The sequence below is a fragment of the Burkholderia sp. BCC0405 genome (genome assembly GCF_902833075.1).
GTDB lineage: Bacteria > Pseudomonadota > Gammaproteobacteria > Burkholderiales > Burkholderiaceae > Burkholderia.
In genome coordinates, this window is the sequence record NZ_CADFEO010000005.1 from 346,970 (window position 1) to 367,165 (window position 20,196).

The 20,196-nt window shown below is 68.9% G+C and carries 20 protein-coding genes and 1 pseudogene; 16 read left to right on the forward strand and 5 right to left on the reverse strand.

Going from position 1 to position 20,196, the window contains the following annotated elements:
• Window positions 1-12: 12 nt before the first annotated feature.
• Window positions 13-1,173, reverse strand: a complete 1,161-nt coding sequence (locus tag HWX36_RS10970) for an NAD-dependent formate dehydrogenase (RefSeq protein WP_175952109.1) — start codon at window positions 1,171-1,173, stop codon at window positions 13-15.
• A gap of 235 nt (window positions 1,174-1,408) precedes the next feature.
• Between HWX36_RS10970 and HWX36_RS10975 the strand changes: the two genes are divergently transcribed.
• Complete coding sequence (locus HWX36_RS10975; RefSeq protein WP_175952110.1) at window positions 1,409-2,941, forward strand: FAD-dependent oxidoreductase; 1,533 nt, start codon at window positions 1,409-1,411, stop codon at window positions 2,939-2,941.
• 37 nt (window positions 2,942-2,978) lie between these two features.
• Window positions 2,979-3,356, forward strand: coding sequence for a DUF5594 family protein (locus tag HWX36_RS10980; protein ID WP_175952111.1), 378 nt, complete (start codon window positions 2,979-2,981; stop codon window positions 3,354-3,356).
• A 38-nt stretch (window positions 3,357-3,394) separates the two neighbouring features.
• Here HWX36_RS10980 and HWX36_RS10985 read toward each other — a convergent pair whose 3' ends face one another.
• Window positions 3,395-3,613 (reverse strand): DUF6566 family protein, encoded by a 219-nt coding sequence (locus HWX36_RS10985; protein WP_175952112.1) that lies wholly within the window; start codon window positions 3,611-3,613, stop codon window positions 3,395-3,397.
• Between the two features lie 101 nt (window positions 3,614-3,714).
• Here HWX36_RS10985 and HWX36_RS37090 point away from each other — a divergent pair, with 101 nt between their 5' ends.
• The 7 genes and pseudogenes from HWX36_RS37090 to HWX36_RS11020 form a co-directional block, all read left to right on the forward strand.
• Entirely contained in the window at window positions 3,715-4,125 is a 411-nt protein-coding gene (locus HWX36_RS37090; RefSeq protein WP_244136374.1) for a MarC family protein, read from the forward strand.
• A 318-nt stretch (window positions 4,126-4,443) separates the two neighbouring features.
• Entirely contained in the window at window positions 4,444-5,811 is a 1,368-nt protein-coding gene (locus HWX36_RS10995; protein WP_175952113.1) for a sigma-54 dependent transcriptional regulator, read from the forward strand.
• A gap of 38 nt (window positions 5,812-5,849) precedes the next feature.
• Window positions 5,850-8,156, forward strand: coding sequence for an ATP-binding protein (locus tag HWX36_RS11000; RefSeq protein WP_175952114.1), 2,307 nt, complete (start codon window positions 5,850-5,852; stop codon window positions 8,154-8,156).
• Between the two features lie 421 nt (window positions 8,157-8,577).
• Entirely contained in the window at window positions 8,578-10,038 is a 1,461-nt protein-coding gene (locus HWX36_RS11005; RefSeq protein WP_175952115.1) for an RNA polymerase factor sigma-54, read from the forward strand.
• 77 nt (window positions 10,039-10,115) lie between these two features.
• Window positions 10,116-10,304, forward strand: coding sequence for a DUF3008 family protein (locus HWX36_RS11010; protein WP_175952190.1), 189 nt, complete (start codon window positions 10,116-10,118; stop codon window positions 10,302-10,304).
• A gap of 46 nt (window positions 10,305-10,350) precedes the next feature.
• Entirely contained in the window at window positions 10,351-10,512 is a 162-nt protein-coding gene (locus HWX36_RS11015) for a DUF1328 family protein (RefSeq protein ID WP_175952116.1), read from the forward strand.
• Window positions 10,509-10,751 (forward strand): annotated as a pseudogene (locus tag HWX36_RS11020) (DUF3022 domain-containing protein); the annotation flags it as partial. The gene HWX36_RS11015 and the pseudogene HWX36_RS11020, both read left to right, overlap by 4 nt.
• Window positions 10,752-10,912: 161 nt before the next feature.
• Here HWX36_RS11020 and HWX36_RS11025 read toward each other — a convergent pair.
• Window positions 10,913-11,197 carry a hypothetical protein gene (locus tag HWX36_RS11025; protein WP_175952191.1) on the reverse strand — a complete coding sequence of 95 codons (285 nt, stop codon included), beginning with the start codon at window positions 11,195-11,197 and terminating at the stop codon, window positions 10,913-10,915.
• A 325-nt stretch (window positions 11,198-11,522) separates the two neighbouring features.
• On the opposite strand from HWX36_RS11025, the gene HWX36_RS11030 reads away from it, so the two are divergent.
• Window positions 11,523-11,765 carry a DUF6566 family protein gene (locus HWX36_RS11030; protein WP_175952117.1) on the forward strand — a complete coding sequence of 81 codons (243 nt, stop codon included), beginning with the start codon at window positions 11,523-11,525 and terminating at the stop codon, window positions 11,763-11,765.
• Window positions 11,766-11,871: 106 nt separating this feature from the next.
• Here the strand turns inward: HWX36_RS11030 and HWX36_RS11035 are convergent, their stop codons facing one another.
• The gene (locus tag HWX36_RS11035; protein ID WP_175952118.1) at window positions 11,872-12,546 is read right to left on the reverse strand and encodes an HAD family hydrolase; all 675 of its coding nucleotides are present in this window, start codon (window positions 12,544-12,546) and stop codon (window positions 11,872-11,874) included.
• 214 nt (window positions 12,547-12,760) lie between these two features.
• Here HWX36_RS11035 and HWX36_RS11040 point away from each other — a divergent pair, with 214 nt between their 5' ends.
• A complete protein-coding gene (locus tag HWX36_RS11040; protein WP_175952119.1) occupies window positions 12,761-13,945 on the forward strand; it encodes a sugar transporter in 1,185 nt (394 codons plus the stop codon).
• Between the two features lie 74 nt (window positions 13,946-14,019).
• Here HWX36_RS11040 and HWX36_RS11045 read toward each other — a convergent pair whose 3' ends face one another.
• Entirely contained in the window at window positions 14,020-14,310 is a 291-nt protein-coding gene (locus tag HWX36_RS11045) for an SDR family oxidoreductase (protein WP_175952120.1), read from the reverse strand.
• Window positions 14,311-14,376: 66 nt separating this feature from the next.
• Between HWX36_RS11045 and HWX36_RS11050 the strand changes: the two genes are divergently transcribed.
• The 5 genes from HWX36_RS11050 (at window position 14,377) to catA (ending at window position 20,151) form a co-directional block, all read left to right on the forward strand.
• A complete protein-coding gene (locus HWX36_RS11050; protein WP_175952121.1) occupies window positions 14,377-14,814 on the forward strand; it encodes a hypothetical protein in 438 nt (145 codons plus the stop codon).
• Window positions 14,815-15,102: 288 nt separating this feature from the next.
• Window positions 15,103-15,816, forward strand: coding sequence for a helix-turn-helix transcriptional regulator (locus HWX36_RS11055; RefSeq protein ID WP_175952122.1), 714 nt, complete (start codon window positions 15,103-15,105; stop codon window positions 15,814-15,816).
• Between the two features lie 110 nt (window positions 15,817-15,926).
• Window positions 15,927-17,405 (forward strand): indoleacetamide hydrolase, encoded by a 1,479-nt coding sequence (gene iaaH / locus HWX36_RS11060; RefSeq protein ID WP_175952123.1) that lies wholly within the window; start codon window positions 15,927-15,929, stop codon window positions 17,403-17,405.
• A gap of 608 nt (window positions 17,406-18,013) precedes the next feature.
• Window positions 18,014-19,150 (forward strand): muconate/chloromuconate family cycloisomerase, encoded by a 1,137-nt coding sequence (locus tag HWX36_RS11065; protein WP_174919980.1) that lies wholly within the window; start codon window positions 18,014-18,016, stop codon window positions 19,148-19,150.
• A gap of 56 nt (window positions 19,151-19,206) precedes the next feature.
• On the forward strand, window positions 19,207-20,151 hold the full coding sequence (gene catA, locus HWX36_RS11070) for a catechol 1,2-dioxygenase (RefSeq protein ID WP_175952124.1): 945 nt from the start codon (window positions 19,207-19,209) through the stop codon (window positions 20,149-20,151).
• Window positions 20,152-20,196 lie beyond the last annotated feature (45 nt).

Sequence of the window (20,196 nt, forward strand, 5' to 3'; positions counted from 1 at the left end):
TCGCGCGCGGCATCACGTCAGCCGGTACGACTGCGCGCCCGTTCCCGCGAGCGTGCCGCCGTCGACGATCAGGTATTCACGGCGAATCGGCTTGCCGTCGAACCAGCATTGCAGGATCTCCAGCGTGCCGGCCGCGTAGCGTGCCTGCGCGGACAGCGACGTGCCGGAGATGTGCGGCGTCATCCCGTTGAACGGCATCGTGCGCCACGGGTGATCGGCCGGCGCCGGCTGAGGAAACCACACATCGCCGCCGTAGCCCGCGAGATGCCCGGACGCGACGGCATTCACGACCGCGTCGCGGTCGACCAGCTTCGCGCGCGCGGTGTTGATCAGGTACGCGCCGCGCTTCATGCGCGCGATCATCGCCGCGTCGAACAGGTGCTCGGTCGACGGGTACAGCGGGATCTGCAGGTTGACGATGTCGACGGCGCTCGCGAGCGTCGCGGCATCGGCGTGATACGTGAGCCCGAGTGCCTGCTCGACCGACGCATCGAGCCGGTGGCGCTGCGTGTAGTGCAGGTGCAGGCCGAACGGCTTCAGCCGGCGCAGCACGGCGAGCCCGATGCGCCCCGCGCCGACCGTGCCGAAATGCATGCCCTCGACGTCGTAGCTGCGCGACACGCAATCGGCGATGTTCCAGCCGCCTTGCTGCGCGACCGCATGCGACGGCAAGAAGTTGCGCACCAGCGCGAGCGTCGTCATCACCACGTGCTCGGCCACGCTGATGCTGTTCGAGCCGGTGACTTCGGCGACGGTGATGCGGGCGCGCGCGGCGGCATCGAGATCGACGTGATCGGAGCCGATGCCGGCCGTCAGCACGAGCTTCAGCTTCGGCGCGCGGGCGATCCGTTCGGCCGTCAGGTACGCGGGCCAGAACGGCTGCGAGATCACCACGTCGGCTTCGGGCAGCCGGCGCTCGAATTCGGAGTCGGGGCCGTCCTTGTCGCTCGTGACGATCAGCGTGTGGCCGTGCGCCTCCAGATAGCTGCGCAGCCCGAGCGCGCCGGACACCGAGCCGACGAGTTCGCCGGGCCGGAAGCCGGGCGGGCCGGCCGGCGTCGGCGCGGTTTGTCCGTCCGCGTAGCGCGTGATGACCGGAATCGCGTCGCGCACGTAGCGCGGCGGATAGCCGTCCACGGGGTCGGGGTAGAGCACGCACAGGACGGTGGCCATCGGGCAGCACTCCTGGTGACGGGGTGAAGGCGGCACGCGGATTGCGTACGGCGCGCGACGTGCGCGGCGGGCAGCGGGTGTGTTGCGTCGCAACGTTGGTGACGTTCTACGCCCGTCATGGATCGCACGCAAGCTACAGTGGGTGTTTGCGTGCGCTGCGGGGACGTCTGTACCTGTTCTTTTCATGAGGGACGCCGATAATGGGATCGTTACCTGACTCTGCGGGAGCGATGTCATGTCCGGAAGCGATTCCTCGCCTTCACGTCCCGATCTCACGCAAGGCATCGCGCTCGACGATCTCGCCGACGGTGCCATGATCGAGGGCCATGTCGGCGATGCGGCGGTGCTGCTCGTGCGCCGCGCCGACGAACTGTATGCCGTGGGCGCGCAGTGCCCGCACTACGGCGCGCCATTGGCCGACGGCCTGCTCGAGGGCGACACGATCCGCTGCCCGTGGCATCACGCGGCATTCTGCCTGCGCACTGGCGAACTGCTGCGCGCGCCGGCGCTCGACGGGCTGCCGTGCTGGCGCGTCGAACGCCGCGACGGCCGTGCCGTCGTGCTCGACGCGCGGCCGGCCGCCGCGCCGCCTGCGCTGAATACGGCCGGATTGCCCGCGTCGGTGGTGATCGTCGGCGGCGGCGCCGCGGCGATCGCGGCCGCGGTGACGCTGCGGCAGGAAGGCTATCCGCATCCCGTTACGCTGCTGACCGCCGATTCCGATCCGCCGTACGACCGGCCGAACCTGTCGAAGGACTATCTCGCCGGCACGGCCGACGCCGACTGGCTGCCGCTGCGTGCGCCGTCGTTTTATGCCGACCATCGCATCGACGTGCGGTGCGGCACGCGCGTCGCGCGGATCGATCCCGCGCAGCAGGCGGTCGAACTGGCCGACGGCAGCCGCGTCGGCTACGGTGCGCTGCTGCTTGCAACGGGGGCCGAGCCGAACCGGCTGACCGTGCCCGGCGCGGATCTGCCGCACGTGTGTGTGCTGCGCACGCGCGCCGATTGCGACGCGCTGATCGGCAAGCTGAAAACGGCGCGCCGCTGCGTCGTGGTCGGCGCGAGCTTCATCGGGCTCGAAACGGCCGCCGCGTTGCGCACGCGCGGGCTCGACGTGCAGGTCGTCGCGCCCGATGCGCATCCGATGGCGCACGTGCTCGGCGAAGCGCTCGGCAGCACGATCCAGGCGCTGCACGAGTCGCACGGCGTCGTGTTCCATCTTGGCGCGACACCCGCGCGGATCACGCCGGATAGCGTGACGCTGTCGACGGGCGACGTGCTGCCGGCCGATCTCGTGGTGGTCGGCATCGGCGTTCACCCGAACGTGGCGCTCGCGCAGGACGCGGGGCTGGCCGTCGAGCGCGGCGTGACGGTCGACCGCTTCCTTCAGACGAGTGTGCCCGCCATCTACGCGGCCGGCGACATCGCGCGCTGGCCCGATCCGCTGACGGGCGAGCGGATTCGCGTCGAGCACTGGGTGGTCGCCGAGCGGCAGGGCATCGCCGCCGCGCGCAACATGCTCGGGCAGCAGCGGCCGTTCGACGCGGTGCCGTTCTTCTGGAGCCAGCATTACGACCTGACGATCAACTACGTCGGGCATGCGGAGCAGTTCGATCGCGTCGAGATCGATGGCGACCTCGGCGCGCACGATTGCTCGATCGCGTACTGGCGCGGCAACACGCGGCTCGCGGTCGCGACGATCGGCCGCGATCTCGACAGCCTGAAGGCGGAAGCGGCATTCGAGCAGCAGATTGCAGCCGCGTGACAGCGGCTTGACGACATGATTCGAACCCGGAGGCGAGATGAATCCCGATGTCCGTGCACGTTTCGAAACCGAGTTTGCGCCGCGCATCGCGGCGCGTGTGCTCGGCCTGTATCAGCCTGGCGAAGTGAGGGTGGATGTCGTGCCGCACGATGGGCAGGGCGGCCCGACCTGTGTCGAGGTGATCGGCCTCACGTCGACGGTCGGATTGCCGAATCGGCTGAACGCGCGGCTCGCGTGGCGTGACGATGCGATCGATGCGTTGCTGGCCGAGCCCGACCGCAGCCGCTTCGACCGCTATCTCGCGGCGCTGCCGGTCACGATCGAACGCTGGCAGATGGCATTGCCGGTCGATTTCAGCACGCGAACCCAGCGCGATCGCGAGATCCTGATCGGCGATCTGGATCTCGATGCGTGAAACGCGCCGCGCGATGCGCGCCGATGAACCGGTTGCCGCTAGCGGTCGCGTGTCTTGATCATCATGCGGCCCTGGTCGATGCCGCCGCGCAGTGCTTCGTCGCACGTGAGCCATTCGGGGGTGACGAGCTCGGGCGCCGGCAGGTCGACCGGCGCGCCGTCGCGGAAGATCCGCACCTGCGCGACCCACGCGCCGTTCGCGTTGCGCGTCGCATCGACGCGAATCTCGTGATCCATGAAGGTGTCGGTGGCTTGCATCGGTCGGGGCCCTCCGTCGTGCGTGAACGCGGTGCGTCGATCGTAGCAGCATGGCGCGCGCCGTGCATCGGAAGCGAAGCGGAACCTGCGCGCGCTTCGACATGCGATTCCACATGCGCTTCGGCGCGCGCAACGGGAGCGAACCAGTGGCCTTCGACCTGACCTTTTCCATCAAGGTGTTCGCGGCGCTGTTCGCGATCATGAACCCGATCGCGAACATCCCGGTGTTCCTGTCGTTGACGGAAGGCGCGGCGGACGGCGTGCGCCGCAGGATCGCGCTGACGGCTGCGATCGGCGTGACGGTCGGCTGCATCGTGTCGGCCGTCGCGGGTGGCGCGATCCTGCATGGGTTCGGCCTGACGATCGACGACTTCCGCCTCGCGGGCGGGGGGCTCGATGCGACGCGCGTGACGCAGCAGGGTCTGATCGAACACAAGCCGTCGCATCACCCCCTGTCGTCATCGACGGATTTTGACATGCGAAAAGTCAGACCGGAAAGTTTGACCGCATAGGATGTCGAAGTGTGCAAATGACGCGATCGAGACGGCTTCTCGCCGCATGATCCGCTCGAAAACGATGGCGTTCTTACCGATTGCGGCGCATTGAATCTGGCAATGCAGGTGACGTGCGCGGATAGAATTATTCGATGATCGGCGAATGCGCGACATGCGGCTCTTATACTGAGTTGGACTGCTTTTCACGGGAGGACAGCCAGTCGGCGCGAGAGCATCGATCATGCCGTATCGTGGTGCGACCGATGGCCGGACTTCGCTGCAACCCGCCGCGGTCCCGGCGGAGACGCGTGCCGGGCCGCTTCACAAGGAGGCACGATGCCCTACGTCCTGATCGTCGAAGACGACGCCGACACGCGGACGATGCTTGCGGCGCTCGCGCGCACGCAGCAGCTCGCCTGCGACACGGCCGCGACGCTCGAAGAAGCGCGCACGCTCGTCACGACCCATACCCCCGATCTCGTGCTGTGCGATCTCGTGCTGCCCGACGGCAACGGGATGGACCTGTTCGATGCGCTGCCCAAGCGTTCGCACTGCGAAATGGTGCTGACCACCGGCCACGCGAGCCTCGAAACCGCGATCGACGCGTTGCGGCGCGGCGCGACCGACTATCTGGTGAAGCCGCTCAACATGCAGCGGCTGAACAGCATCTTCGCGCGCGTGCCGCGCACCACGGCGCTGCACGAGGAGATCGCCGAGCTGCGTTCGGAACTGCAGCGGCTCGGCCGCTTCGGCCGCATGCTCGGCAGTTCGCCCGCGATGCAGGCGGTCTACGACGCGATCGGCCGGGTCGCGCGCACCGAGGCGTCGGTACTGCTGACGGGTGAATCGGGCACCGGCAAGGAACTGGCCGCGCAGACGGTGCACGACCTGAGCCTGCGCCGCCGCGGCCCGTTCCTCGCGGTGAATTGCGGCGCGATTGCCGCGAACCTCGTCGAGAGCGAGATGTTCGGCCACGACCGCGGCAGCTTCACGGGCGCGGAGCGCCAGCACAAGGGCTTCTTCGAACGCGCGGACGGCGGCACGCTGTTTCTCGACGAGATCACCGAGATGCCGCTGGAGTCGCAGGTCAAGCTGCTGCGCGTGCTCGAGACGGGGCGCGTCACGCGGCTCGGCTCGACGCGCGAGATCGACGTCGACGTGCGCATCGTCGCGGCGACCAACCGCGATCCGGAAGCCGCGATGGCCGACGGCAAGCTGCGGCCCGACCTGTTCCACCGGATCAACGTGTTCCCGATTCCGCTGCCGTCGCTGCGCGAGCGCGGCGACGACATCCCGATGCTGGCCGATGCGTTCCTGCAGCAGTTCAACGCCGAAAGCGGCCGGAACCTGCGCTTCGCGCCGGCCGCGCGCGAAGCGCTGAAAACCTATGCGTGGCCGGGCAACGTGCGCGAGCTGCGCAACTTCGTGCAGCGCGCGAGCATCTTCAGCGACGCCGACGTGATCGATTCGCTGCCGCCGCCGATCATGGACGAACTGTCGAACCTGGCCGATTCGCACGAGGATCGCGTGACCGTGCCGTTCGGCACGCCGCTCGAGGAAGTCGACCGGCGGCTGATCCTCGGTACGATCGCGCAATGCGGCGGCGTGAAGGCGCAGGCGGCCGAGGTGCTCGACGTCAGCCTGAAGACGATCTACAACCGGCTCGCGCAGCTCGAAGGCGAAGCGGACAAGCCGGAATCCTGATGCCGCGCCGACCGCACAAGCCGCCAGCAGCGCGACCGATGTTCGATCTGTCGCGGATGCGGGCAGGCAACTTCGTCACGGCCGTGATGCTGGTCGCGATCGCGACCGTGCTGCAGGCGCTCGCGATCCGCTTCGGCGGCGTGAACCTGCCGCTCGTGCTGTACTACCCGCTGCTCGCGGGCGCCGCATGGGCGACATCGTTCCTGTTCGGGGTCGTTTCGACCGTGGTCAGCGGCCTGCTCGTGTGGACGCTGTTCCTGTCCGATCCGGCGGCCTATTCGGAGCCGCTGCCCGAGCGGCTCGTGCGGCTCGGCACGTTCGTGCTGGTCGGCGCGCTGGCCTGCGCGGTCGCGTCGATGCTGCGCCATGCGCGCTTTACCAACGACGCGGCGCTGCGCCGCGAAGCGGCTGCCCGCCGGCGGCTCGAAGCCGTGCTGCAGGCCTTGCCGCATGGCGTGATCGCCACCGATACGAACGGGCGGCTCACCTACATCAACGCAGCCGCGGCCGCGCTCGTCGGTTGCCGTCCGGACGACGCGACGGGACAGGCCGCGCGCGACGTGCTGCGGATCGTCGATCGCGACGGCCGGCGCGTTCAGTCGACACCGCTCGATCTCGCGCGCGGCGGCGCGGGTGTCGTGTCGGATCGCCACTGGCTGCAGGCGGCGGGCGGCGAGCGGGTGCCGATCGTCGAGGTCGCCGGGCCGCTCGGCGATGCGGACGGCAACGTCGACGGCGCCGTGCTGTTGCTGCGCGACGCCGGTGCGGATCGCTCGCAGGCCGATGCGTCGCGGTTGCAGCGCGCCGTGGTCGACGCGTCGCCGGACGCGATCGTCGGCATCGACACCGACGGCCGCATCGTCAGCTGGAACCCGGCCGCGCAGCGCATGTTCGGCTACGACGAGGACCATGCGCGCGGCCGTGCATTCGAATCGCTGGTCGCGATGCGCTGGCTGAAGCGCAAGCCGCTCGCCCAGGCGTTCGACGACATGCACGAAGCGGTCGGGCCGATCGACCTGCTGTGCGTCCGGCGTGACGGCCGGCGCTTTCGTGCGACCGTGTCGGCATGCCCGGTGCGCGGCGACGCGCGCGCCTGCGTCGCGCTGTCGCTGACGCTGCGCGAAGCCGGCGCGCAACGCCGTCGCGACTTGCGCGCGCAACGGTCGCTGCAAGGGGCGCGCGTGGCGCGCGACCAGGCCGCGACATCGAACCGCCTGAAGGACGAATTGCTCGCGACGGTGTCGCACGAACTGCGCACGCCGCTGAACGTGATCTACGGCTGGGTCGAGGTGCTGCGCAATGCGGGCGACAACGCGCTGCAGCGGCAGGCGATCGATGCGATCGACCGCAGCGCGCGCTCGCTCACGCGCATGGTCGGCGACATTCTCGACGCGTCGTCGCTCGCGACCGGCAAGCTGCAGCTCGACGCGATGCCGGTGGACGTCGTGCGGCTGTTCTCCGATTCGGTCGGCGCGTTCCAGACGGCCGCGTCGGCGGCCGGCATCATGCTCGAATTCGACTGTGCGGCGTCGACCTGCGTCGTGTCGGGCGATGCCGAGCGATTGCGGCAGATGCTGTCGAACCTCGTGTCGAACGCGCTCAAGTTCACGCCCGCCGGCGGCAGCGTGACGGTCGGGCTCGCGCGCGACGACGCCCGGGTGGTGCTGACCGTCTCCGACACGGGGCAGGGCATCGTGCCGGCGTTCCTGCCCTACGTGTTCGACATGTTCCGCCGCGCGGACGATTCGCCTGCGTCGTCGCGGCGCGGGCTCGGCCTCGGCCTGTCTATCGTGCGGCATATCGCCGAGCTGCACGGTGGCAGCGTGACGGCCAAGAGTGCAGGCCGCGATCGCGGCGCGACGTTTACGGTGACGCTACCGGTCGGCTGGCAGCCGATCGGCGCGATGGCGTGGGGGAATGCGCGCGTGGACGACCATCGCGACCCGCCGATGCTCGATACGCAACGCATCCTGATCGTCGACGACGATGCGACGACGCGCGAGAGCCTCACCGCCGCGCTGACGACGTTCGGCGCGGCCGTCGCGATCGCATCGACGGGCCGCGAAGCGCTCGCGGTGGCCGCCGACCTGCGGCCGACCGTCGTGCTGTCCGATCTCGCGATGCCCGACGGCGACGGCTTCTGGCTGCTCGACGCGTTGCGGCGCGCCGGCATGAACGGCGGCGGTGCGCCGCCCGCGGTGCGGGTGCTGGCCGTGACCGCGCATGCGGGCCTGGCCGACGAACGCCGGGTGCTCGAGGCCGGGTTCGACGGCTATCTGTGCAAGCCGGTCGACGTGCGCGAACTGGCGGACAAGATCGTGCGCGTGACGAAGCACGACGTCTGACGCTGCGGCCATGCATCCTTCCGCTGTCGCGACGGCCTGTGTCGGCGATGCGCGGCCGACCTCGACCGGCGGCGTGCAGGCTGTATCGCGCGTAGCAATCGACGCTCCGTCACGTCCTTTCGTCATGCGTATCGGGCGGCGAGCCGGCCGATGTGCCGCCACCGGGCCCGAAAGGCACGCAGGGCGACCCGCCGCCGATGCCGTACCGATTCGGCTCACGGCTTGCGCATTGCGCGAGGTGCGCGAAATGCGTGCCCAAAACTTGCCGCCGGCTTGTAAAAAAGCCGCCCTGGCGGGATGCAGGACGGGCGACGCACCCGCGCAAACCGCGACGCGCGGCGATCGGCCCGCCTGGCACGGATACTGCGTGAATCCTGGCTGAATACGAAGCGAAACCCGCTAAACGTCAGGAGGATCATCGATGTCCGTCTCGCTCGCGCTGCAGATGCGACAGCATCTGGCACTTACGCCGAGGCTTCAGCAGTCGCTGCGGTTGCTGCAGTTGTCCTCGCTTGAATTTCAACAGGAACTGCGGCAGGCGCTCGATCGGAATCCGTTTCTCGAGGATGGCCAGGGCGACGAGGAGCCTGCCGCCGACGCACTGGGGCCGCAGGCCGAAGCCGCCGCGCCCGAAGCGGCGCCGCAGGCTGACGACGCTCGCCAGCCGGACGGCGACGTACCCGAAGTGCCCGAGGTGTCCGAAGTGTCGTTGACGGCCGCGCTCGCGACGCGCGGCACGAGCCGCCAGGGCGACGAGTCGGGCGGCTTGTCGCCTGGCGAGTGGCTGGCCGCGGAACCGTCGCTGCATCAGCAACTGCATGATGCGTTGCGGCTCTATCCGCTGAACCGGCGTGACCGCGAAGCCGCGCGCATCGTGATCGACGCGCTCGACGACGACGGCTACCTGCGCCAGGAGCTGGCCGAGCTGCTGGTCGCGGCGGACCCCGCGCTGCTGTTGTCGGAGCAGGATCTCGCGGTCGCGCTGCGGCTCGTGCAGATGCTCGACCGGCCGGGCATCGCCGCGCGCTCGCTGTCCGAGTGTCTCGTGCTGCAGCTCGACGCGATCCCGGCCGGCACGCCGGCGCTCGCGGAAGCGAAAGCGATCGCGCGCGAGCATCTCGAGCGGCTGGCGCGCCGCGAGACGGCCGAGATCCAGCGGCGCATCGGCTGCGACCCGCAGACGCTGCAGGCGGCCTGCGCGCTGGTGCGCGGGCTCGACCCTCGCCCCGGCAATCATTACGGCAGCACGCGGGGCGACTACGTGGTGCCCGACGTGATCGTGCGCCAGGTGCGCGACGACTGGATCGTGACGATCAACCCGGCCGTGCTGCCGCGCGCGCGGCTGCACGAACGCTATGCGACGCTGTTCGCGCAGTCGAGCGGCGAGCGCGATTCGCCGCTCGGCCAGCAGTTGCAGGAAGCGCGCTGGCTGATCCGCAACGTGCAGAAGCGCTTCGACACGATCCAGCGCGTCGGCGAGTGCATCGTCGCGCGACAGCGCGATTTCTTCCGCTATGGCGAGATCGCGATGAAGCCGCTCGTGCTGCGCGACATCGCCGAGGAACTTGACCTGCACGAATCGACCGTGTCGCGTGCGACGGGCAACAAGTACATGGCCACGCCGCACGGCACGTTCGAGTTCAAGCATTTCTTCCCGCGCAAGCTCGAGGCGGCCGGCAAGGGCGTGTGTTCGGCGGCGGCCGCGAAGGTCCTGATCCGCGACATGATCGCGGCCGAGCGGCACACCGATCCGCTGTCCGATGTCGCGCTCACGCACAACCTCGCGGGGCGCGGCATCCTGCTTGCGCGTCGCACGGTGACGAAGTATCGCCAGGCGATGAAGATTCCACCGGCCGACCTGCGCCGCCGCGATGCCGCATGACGGCTGCCCGGGCGAGCCCATCGCGTGCGCGTGGCGATCGTCGCGTCAACGCGCACGCCCACGACAGGAGCGCAACCATGCCAGCAAAATCGCAAGCTCAGCAGCGTGCCGCGGGGGCCGCGCTGTCGGCCAAACGCGGCAAGACGAAAATGAAGGACCTCGAGCCGCCGGCCAAATCGATGGCCAGGTCGATGAGCGAAAAGGAACTCGAAAAAATGGCGTCGACGCCGAGACGCGGCAAACCGGAGCACCAGCGCGATGCGTGAACGGCGACGACGTGTACTGACAACAGCAGCCATCCAGGAGGTCTCCATGCTTCGATATGCCGTCATCTTCTTCATCATCGCGATCGTGGCTGCCGTGTTCGGCTTCGGCGGTATCGCGGCCGGCGCGGCCGAGATCGCGAAGATCCTGTTCTACATCTTCGTCGTGGTCTTCCTGGTCACGCTGCTGCTGGGCGTCGTGCGACGATGAGCGGCGCGCCCGGCCGGTCGCAGCGCATCTCGGAACTCGAGCACGCGCTCGCGAACGGTTTCCCGTCGGAGTCGGCCGTCGTCGTGCAGGCGGACGACGCGTCCGGGCGGCTGACTATCCAGGTGTCGTGGGTGCGCGCGCCGGCCGACGCGCGTGCGCGCGAATGGCGTTGCGCGGTCGATCTGCGGTTCGATCCGGACGTGATCACGCGCCATGCCTCGCCTGGATATGCGGAGCGAAGATCGGCGTGGCGTTCATGGCGCGGGGCGCAGGGGCGGCGGTCGGTGACGCCGGTTCGCCGCAACGCACGTGCCTGCCGGGTGGATTCCCGTGCGGCGGGGCCTGCGCGCGATGCCGATGACAACGGACTGTCGTTTTTACACGATCGGGTAGCGCGCGGTCATCGCGGGCCGATGTCACGGTCGTCGTCGATGCGTCGCAACAGCGCATCGCAGCGTTCGCGCAGCGCGTGCAGCTCCGGCGAATCGGCGTCGAGCCGCTCGTGTTTGCCGCTGTCGGGATCGCGGTTCGCGACGGCGATGTCGTAGATTTCTTGCGCGATCGTCGTGGACGCCTCCGCGATCCTGACCCGCGCAAGCCATCCGCATTCGGCGTGATGGCACGCGAGCCAGGCGCGCTGCGCATCGACGATCTGATCGGTCGTGGGCCATGCGCCGGAACGCATGCGCGCGGCCAGCTGGCACGTCACGAGATAGGAGAGCAGATCGGTCGTTTGATTCACACGAGGCTCCTTGGCGAAGGGTCGGGACGTTCGATCCGCGAGCCGGGAAGGCGCCGGTGCGCCGATCGTCGTCCGGTCGCAGGGTCGTGAACCGCTTCGCCGGCTCGCGGCGCGTGCCGGCGGCGGTTCGACGCGCCATCGTCGCGCAAGCGGCGTGCCGGCTGGCGGGTACCGGGCACGGCGCATGCGCACCGGGCGGCCGGGCGCGCGGCGATTATACGGCGCGCATTTTTTGCGTCGTCAGCGCAGACAGGCACAGGAGGCCGCCGTGCAAAATCGACAGGATGCACAGATCCGCGATCCGTATCGCGGGCACGAGATACGCGTGTGGGCGCGGCGCAACGACAGCGGCGCGTGGCGCGACGAGGTGCAGGTGTATGTCGGCGACGAGCGCCGCGAGCTGCTCGTACCGGCGGCCGACGGCCCCGACTGGAAGACCGAGAGCGAAGCGCTGCGCGCGGGCGTCGAGCGCGGCCGCTATCTGGTCGACAAGCACATCGATGACGATTGAGCCGCGCGGCCGCCGCGCGCCGGTACGGCGGGGGCGCGGCCGGTCGTTCGCGGCCTGACGAAACCGACGGCGATCCGGCGCAAGAGCCGCCGGCGGAGCAGGCGTTTCAGGGCCGCGCCGCAATCTCGTCGAGATGCCACAGCAGATCGGCCGGATCGTCGTACACGCGCAGCGCGCCCGCGCGTTCGAGCTCATCACTGCCGTATCCGCCCGACAGCAGCCCGACGCCGAGCGAGCGGCAGCGGGCGGCGGCCAGCATGTCCCAGATGCTGTCGCCGACCACGACCGTGTGTTCGATCGGCACGTTCAGTTGCGCGGCGGCCGTCAGGAACAGGTCGGGGTCCGGCTTCGCATACTTGACCTGGTCGCGCGTGACCACGACGTGCTTCGCCGGATCGACGCCGAGCGCCGCGAGATTGATGGCGGCCGTTTCCATCCGCCCGCTGGTCGCGATCGCCCAGCGGATGCCCGCGCTCGACAGCGCGGCCAGCAGTTCGCGGGCGCCCGGCAACGGACGAACCTGTGCGCGCAGCCGCTGGTACGCGGCCGCATGCAGCCGGGCGAGCCGTTCGACGCGCTCGGCGTCGATATCGCCCGCCGTCTCGCGCAGCAGCTGGTTCAGGAACAGGCCGCCGCTCATCCCGATCTTGCGGTGGATGCGCCATACCGACAGTTCGATGCCTTCGGCATCGAGCGCTTCCTTCCACGCGAGCACGTGCTGATAGACGCTGTCGACGAGCGTACCGTCGAGATCGAACAGAAAAGACGTTTCAATGCGCATGGGAATCTCCTGGTTCGAAAGGGTTTGGGCGAACGGGTCGCGAGAAGCATGTCGGCACATTATCGGCGCACGGCCATGTCATGACCATGTCCCGCGGCCACCCCGCACCGCTTCGCGCCGCGCCGTGTCATGCGCCGCTGGTACAATCGCCGCGATCGCCGGGCCGGGTTCTCCGCGCCGCGCGCCCCCAACCCTCGTCTCGTCGATTCCAGGCATGGCCACACCGGACGCCGTCAGTTCCAAGCACTCGTGGTGTGGCGTACTGACCCTGGCACTCACCGCCTTCATCTTCAATACCACCGAGTTCGTGCCCGTCGCGCTGCTCAGCGCGATCGGCGACAGCCTGCACATGCAGCCGACCGACGTCGGCCTGATGCTGACGATCTACGCGTGGGCCGTGGCCGTCGTGTCGCTGCCGCTGACGCTGGCCACGCGCCATGTCGAGCGGCGCAAGCTGCTGATGGGGGCGCTGCTGGTGTTCATCGGCAGTCATGTGGTGACCGGCGTCGCGTGGAATTTCGCGGTGCTGATGGTCGGCCGGCTGGGCATCGCGTGCGCGCATGCGGTGTTCTGGTCGATTTCCGTGCCGCTGGCCGTGCGGCTCGCGCCGAGCGACCGGAAAAGCCGCGCGCTCAGCCTGCTGGCGATGGGCACGGCGATCGCGATGGTGGCCGGCATTCCGCTCGGGCGCGTGGTCGGCGAGACGTTCGGCTGGCGGGTCACGTTCCTGATCATCGCCGGCGCGGCGGGCGTCGCGTTGCTGCTGCTGCGCGCGACGTTGCCGGTATCGCCGAGCCAGGGCGCGGGGTCGCTCGGCAGCGTCGGCGTGTTCCTGCGCAAGCCCGCGCTGGTGGCGCTGTACGCGATCACCGTGCTCGTCGTGTCCGCGCATTTCACGTCGTACACGTACATCGAGCCCTTCGTCCAGCGCGTCAACCATGCGAGCAGCAACCGGATCACGTATGTGCTGATCCTGTTCGGCATCGCCGGCATACCGGCCGCGATCTGCTTCAACCGCGTCTATCCGCACCGGCCGGACGATTTCCTGCTCGGGTCGATCGTCGCGCTGGCGGGATGCCTGCTGATCCTGTTCCCGTGCGCGCTCAATATCGTCACGCTGTCCGTGCATACGCTGGTCTGGGGCGGGGCGATCGTCTGCTTCGGGCTGGCGATGCAGGCGTGGGTGCTGAAGCTGGCGCCGGAGGGAACCGACCTCGCGGTGTCGATCTTCTCCGGGCTGTACAACGTCGGCATCGGCGCCGGCGCGCTGATCGGCAACCATATCGCCAGCGACTTCGGGCTGGCGTGGGTCGGCACCTTCGGCGGCGTGGTCGGCGCGGTCGCGGTCGGGATCGCGTGGCTCGCGTTGCGGCTGCATGCGAGGCAGGCGATGGCGTAGCCGATGCCGGGTTGCGGCGTGCGGCATGTTGCATGTGGCGCAGGCAGCCACGGCCCGGCCTCGCGCGTCGCCGGTCATGCAACCGGGTAACTGCCGTCGGCGACGAGCGCATGCCCTGACACATAGCCGGGATCGTCCGACGCGAGGAACGCGACGATCGTTGGCCTCTCCTCGGCGGCGCCTCGGCGTCCTGCCGGTGTCGATGCGGGAAAGGCCGGTTGCGCGTCTTCCGACGGCCGGATGCCGCGAGGCGGGAACGGCGTTTCGATCCACCCCGGGCACAGTGCGTTCACGCGCACGCGTCGCTTGAACCGTTCGATCGAAGCGGTCTTCGAATCGCCGCAAGACACGCGGCAAGCCGACATAATGCGGCATCATCATGTTGCCGACGCACCCGCATTCGGTGCCCGATATTCGACTGGAGACCGTGTATGCCGATACCCCGGATTGAAACCCGCGACGCGATGGGCGACCCCGATGTGGTCTATCTCAACCCGGATCACGTGCTGTGGATGTCGCAACCGACCGCTGCGCAGCGGCGGCCGGGCGGCACGGCCATTCGCGTGGACGACCGCGTGAAGGGCGGTGCGTTGCTGATGGCCGACAATCCGCCGCCCGCTCGACTGCTGCAGGATCTCGGGCCGTTCGTGACGGTGACGCTGGCGAACCCGTCGTCCGACTATCCGGACGGTCTCGTTCACATACGTGCGCAGGCGATCGTCAAGATCGCGGCGGACGACCCCGACAAGCCGCTCGCCGAGCGCACGCTCGGCTGGGTTCACGTCCAGGACGGCTCGGCTTTCAAGGTCAGGGATTACGCCGGCGTGGCCGCGCAATGGCAGGCATCGATGACGGCTGCCGGCCGCTGAGCGGGCCTTCACGTCTGCGCCATGACGCAGTTGGCCAGCCGTGGTTCTTCCCGGGAAACCGGCTGCCGTGCCTCGTGCGCCGGAGCGAACTGCCCAGGTGTCGGCGGGCCGTGCCAAGCATGAGCCCGCTCGCTGTCGGATTCGATGCGAGATACGCGTTGCATCGATCTGCCGAGTAACATGGCGCATCGTGACGAACCCGTGCCCGCTCGGGCCTTCGTCGCGACAGCGCCCGTCGAAGCGCGCGATGCGGGTGTTCTCCAGCGGCTTACCGAGGAACCGTCCGTCATGAACCTTTCCGCGTCCGATATCACGCCGGAGGAACTCCGGCTGTTCGGCGACATCGTCGCCCGCCTGGAAGCGCTGGGGCCGATCGTCGACGTGAGGACGGTCGTGCTGCCCGCGATCACGCAGCTGCTGCGCGCCGATTTCGCCGCGTCGTTCGACTGCGACGAACAAACCGGCCTGTGGCGCAACGGGTTCTCGTACAACGTCGATCCGTTGCAGATCGCCCGGTACGAAGCGTGGTTCCAGCATATCGATCCGGTCACGTCGCAACTGTGCGCGCGCCGCGTGGCGACCTGCGTCGACGAGGTGGTGAGCCGGCGCGAGCTGGAGCAGACCGAGTTCTACAACGATTTCCTGTGCCGCGACGGCATGCACCACGGCATCAACGTCTACGCGTTCGACGGCTCGACCCACGTGGGCGACCTGCGGATCTGGCGGGCGCAGGGGCGGCCCGATTTCACCGAGCGCGACAAGCTGCTGCTGAACGGCATCGAGCCGTTTTTCCGGCGCGCGCTGCTGCGCCGGCGTCACGCGTGCGCGGGGCTGACCGAGCGCGAGAGCGACGTCGCGCGGCTCGTCGCCGCCGGCTATCCCGACAAGGACGTCGCGCGCACGCTCGGCATCGGGCTGTCGACGGTTCGCACGCATCTGCGGCGCGTGATGGCGAAGAAGGGCTTCGCCAACCGCGCGAGCCTGGCGGCCGCGCTGGCGTAAGCGGCAGCGTGGCCGCGCGGCCGTCGGCCGGGGTCATCCATTGTGATGATGGGCGTCAAAATCGGTTCGCCCTACCGTGTGTCGATCCCCCGTGACGAGGAACGACGACGATGCCCACCCTGGGAACCCTGACGCTCACCGAAGCCCGGAACGCGATGCTGCGCCGGGAGTTTTCCTGTGTCGAATACGCGTACGCCCTCATCGAGCGGCACGCACGCTGGCGCTACCTGAACGGCTTTACATGCGTCGACGACGCGCGGCTGCTCGCCGAAGCGGCCCGCTGCGATCGCGACCTCGCGACGTCGGCCGCCCCGCACGTGCTGCTGGGCCTGCCGATCGCGATCAAGGACAACATCGACACCGCCTGCCTGCCGACCGGCAACGGCACGCTGGCGCTGCACAACCGCGTGCCGCCGCAGCACGCGCCGGTCGTCGCGCGGCTGCTGGCGCACGGGGCGCTGATCGCGGGCAAGGCGAACCTGCACGAGCTGGCCTTCGGCGTATCGGGCAACAACCGCGTGACGGGCGCGGTACGCAACCCGTACGACTTCAACCGGATCCCGGGCGGCAGCAGCAGCGGCTCGGGCGCACTGGTCGGCGCGGGCGTGGTGCCTGCCGCACTCGGGACGGACACCGGCGGCTCGGTCCGGATTCCGGCGGCGCTGTGCGGCGCCGTCGGCCTTCGACCGACCGTGGGGCGCTACCCGTCGGCCGGCGTGGCGCCGATTTCGCGCACGCGCGACACCGTCGGGCCGATCGCGCGGTCGGTCGAGGACATCGCGCTGCTCGACGCGATTCTGTCGGGCACCGGCACCGGCGCGCCGACGGCGATGCCGACGCGCAGCGCGACGCGCCCGGTGCGCCTGGCGGTCCCGCGCACGACGTTCTGGCGCGGCCTCGCACCGGATGTCGACGCGGTGGCGAATGCCGCGGTGGCGAAGCTGGCGCAGGCGGGATTCGAGTGCGTCGACCTCGACCTGAACGACTATCCCGGGTTCTTCGACGATGAACCGGCCGTCATCGCGATGTATGAATTCCGTTCGTCGATGCACGCGTACCTGGTCGAGAACGGCTACGACCTGTCGGTCGACGATATCGTCGCGAACGTGGGGAGCCCGGACGTCGCGAAGATCGCCCGTCATGTCACCGGCCCGGACGGTATTGGCGAAGCGGCTTATCGCACCGCGCTCGACCGCCGGACGCGATCGCGTGCCGCGTATCGGCAGTGCCTCGCCGACAGCGGGGCCGATGCGCTGGTCTTTCCGACCACGATCGCCGCGGCCTGCCCGATTCCGTCGGGCGACGCGATGATCCTCAACGGCGCAACCGCTTCGGTGTTCTCGACCTACATCCGGAATACCGAGCCGGGCAGCAATGCCGGCGTACCGGGCATGACCGTGCCGGCCGGCCTGACGGCGGCCGGGCTGCCGGTCGGTCTCGCACTGGATGGGGCGGCCGGCGCCGATCGCGAACTCATCGCGGTCGCGCTGGAGGTCGAGCGGGTGCTCGGGCGGTTGCCGGCGCCGGACGACGGGTACGGGGTGGCGGGGCGGCTGGCCGGCTACCCGGGCGGCGACGGCGCGTCGTGACGCGTGATCGGCCAGGACGCTCGGCGAGTCGATCGCGACCGGATGCGATCGGCTCGGCTGTCGCGTTCGTGGCCGCGCGCGGGTGCGGCTGACGGGGCATCGACGGATATTGCATGTCCCAGTCGATTGCGGCTGCCGGGGCCACGTCGTCGTCATACCCGGCCGCGGTCGGCGCCTGCATTGTCGGATTGATCGCCATTTCGTCGGCAATGAAAATGGTCGCGGCCTGTTGCATCGCAATCGCAACGCTCGCGAAGCCGATGTAGCAGTGCTGCCATTTGGACCACCGCCCGGAAACCTTTGCGATCCATCAGGAAAACCCTGATACGGCCTGGCGAAGCCGCTCTTTCATGCCGTGACCGGCACTACGGCCGGCACTGTTCCTGCGTCCCACCCCTCGCGTCCCGAGCGGCCGCTTCCCCCTGATCCAGCATGGCTTCCAGACCATTCCGTCTGTCATTGAGGGTATGGCACATCCCTCAAGGACGGCATTAATCCATGGTTTCAATACCTGTCAGGTATTGAAAAGCCCGCCTAAAAGTATTGGACGCTCGATCCGGCCGAGACGTATAAATCGCCTCAAGAACTTCACCCCCACGGCGTGCCCCATGTCCTCCGTCACCATCGAACGCATCGAAACCCGCCTCGTCGACCTGCCGACGATCCGCCCGCACAAGCTGTCGGTGGCCACGATGCACGGCCAGACGCTGATGCTCGTGAAGGTGTTCTGCAGCGATGGCGTGACGGGGCTCGGCGAAGGCACGACGATCGCCGGCATGGCGTACGGCCCGGAAAGCCCCGAGGCGATGAAACTGGCGATCGACACGTATCTCGCGCCGGCAATCGTCGGCAAGGACGCGACGCGCATCCAGACGCTGATGGCGTTCCTCGGCAAGCTCGCGAAGGTCAACCACTTCGCGAAGAGCGCGCTCGAAACCGCGCTGCTCGACGCGCACGGCAAGCGGCTCGGCGTGCCGGTGAGCGAGCTGCTCGGCGGCCGCCGCCGCGACCGCCTGCCGGTTGCGTGGACGCTCGCGTCGGGCGACACGGCCACCGACATCGCCGAAGCCGAGCGGATGCTCGACCAGCGTCGCCACAACGTGTTCAAGCTGAAGATCGGCGCGAAGGCGCCCGATACGGATATCCGCCACGTAGCCGAGATCAAGAAGGCCGTCGGCGATCGCGCCTCGGTGCGCGTCGACGTGAACATGGCGTGGAGCGAAACGCAGGCCGCGCGTGCGATTCCGGCGCTGGCCGATGCCGGCTGCGAACTGGTCGAGCAGCCGGTGGCCTCGGCCGCGGCGCTGGCGCGCCTGATGCGCCGCTTCCCGGTCGCGCTGATGGCCGATGAAATCCTGCAGGGCCCCGACAGCGCATTCGATATCGCGAAGCATCACGGCGCGGACGTGTTCGCGATCAAGATCGAACAGAGCGGTGGCCTGTTCGCCGCGCAGCGTGTCGCTGCGATCGCGGATGCGGCCGGCATCGAGCTGTACGGCGGCACGATGCTCGAAGGCGCGTTCGGCACGGTGGCTTCCGCGCACCTGTTCGCGAGTTTCGCGAACCTGCAGTGGGGCACCGAACTGTTCGGGCCGCTGCTGATCACCGAAGAGATCCTGACGCAGCCGCTCGATTACAGCGACTTCGAACTGACCGTGCCGGACGGCCCTGGCCTCGGCATCGAACTCGACGAGGACAAGGTCAGGCGTTTCACCCGCGACGGGCTGACGAAAGTCGCGCGATAGATAACCCGAGCCAGGCAAAGGCCGTCGTTCCCCCTAATACACGTGGAGACACCATCATGAGCGTCAAAGTTTTCGATACCCGGGAAGTGCAGGATCTGCTGAAGGCCGCGTCGAACGCGGGCGCGAACGGCGCGAAGGGCGGCAACGCGCGCACGCAGCAGGTCGTGCTGCGGCTGCTCGGCGACCTGTTCAAGGCGATCGACGATCTCGACATCACGCCCGACGAAGTGTGGGCCGGTGTCAACTACCTGAACAAGCTCGGCCAGGACGGCGAGGCAGCGCTGCTCGCGGCCGGCCTCGGCCTCGAGAAGTATCTCGACATCCGGATGGACGCCGCAGACAAGGCGGCCGGCCTCGACGGCGGCACGCCGCGCACGATCGAAGGGCCGCTGTATGTCGCGGGCGCACCGGTGCGCGACGGCGTGTCGAAGATCGACCTCGACGCGGACGACGGCGCAGGCCCGCTCGTGATCCACGGCACGGTGACGGGCCTCGACGGCAAGCCGATCGCGGGCGCGGTGGTCGAATGCTGGCACGCGAACTCGCACGGCTTCTATTCGCACTTCGACCCGACCGGCAAGCAGAGCGATTTCAACCTGCGTGGTGCGGTGAAGACGGGCGCCGACGGCAAGTACGAATTCCGCACGCTGATGCCGGTCGGCTACGGCTGCCCGCCGCAAGGCGCGACGCAACAACTGCTGAACGGCCTCGGCCGCCACGGCAACCGCCCGGCGCACGTGCACTTCTTCGTCGACAGCCGCGACCACCGCAAGCTGACGACGCAGTTCAACATCGCCGGCGATCCGCTGATCTGGGATGACTTTGCGTACGCGACGCGCGAGGAGCTGATCCCGCCCGTGGTCGACAAGACCGGCGGCACGGCGCTCGGCTTGAAGGCCGACGCGTACCAGGACATCGAGTTCAACTTCGTGCTGACGCCGCTGGTGCAGGGCAAGGACAACCAGATCGTCCACCGCCCGCGCGCAGCCGCGACGGCGTAACCGCCCGCCGGCGCGACGCGGATGCGCCGCCGCCGGCCGGGTTCC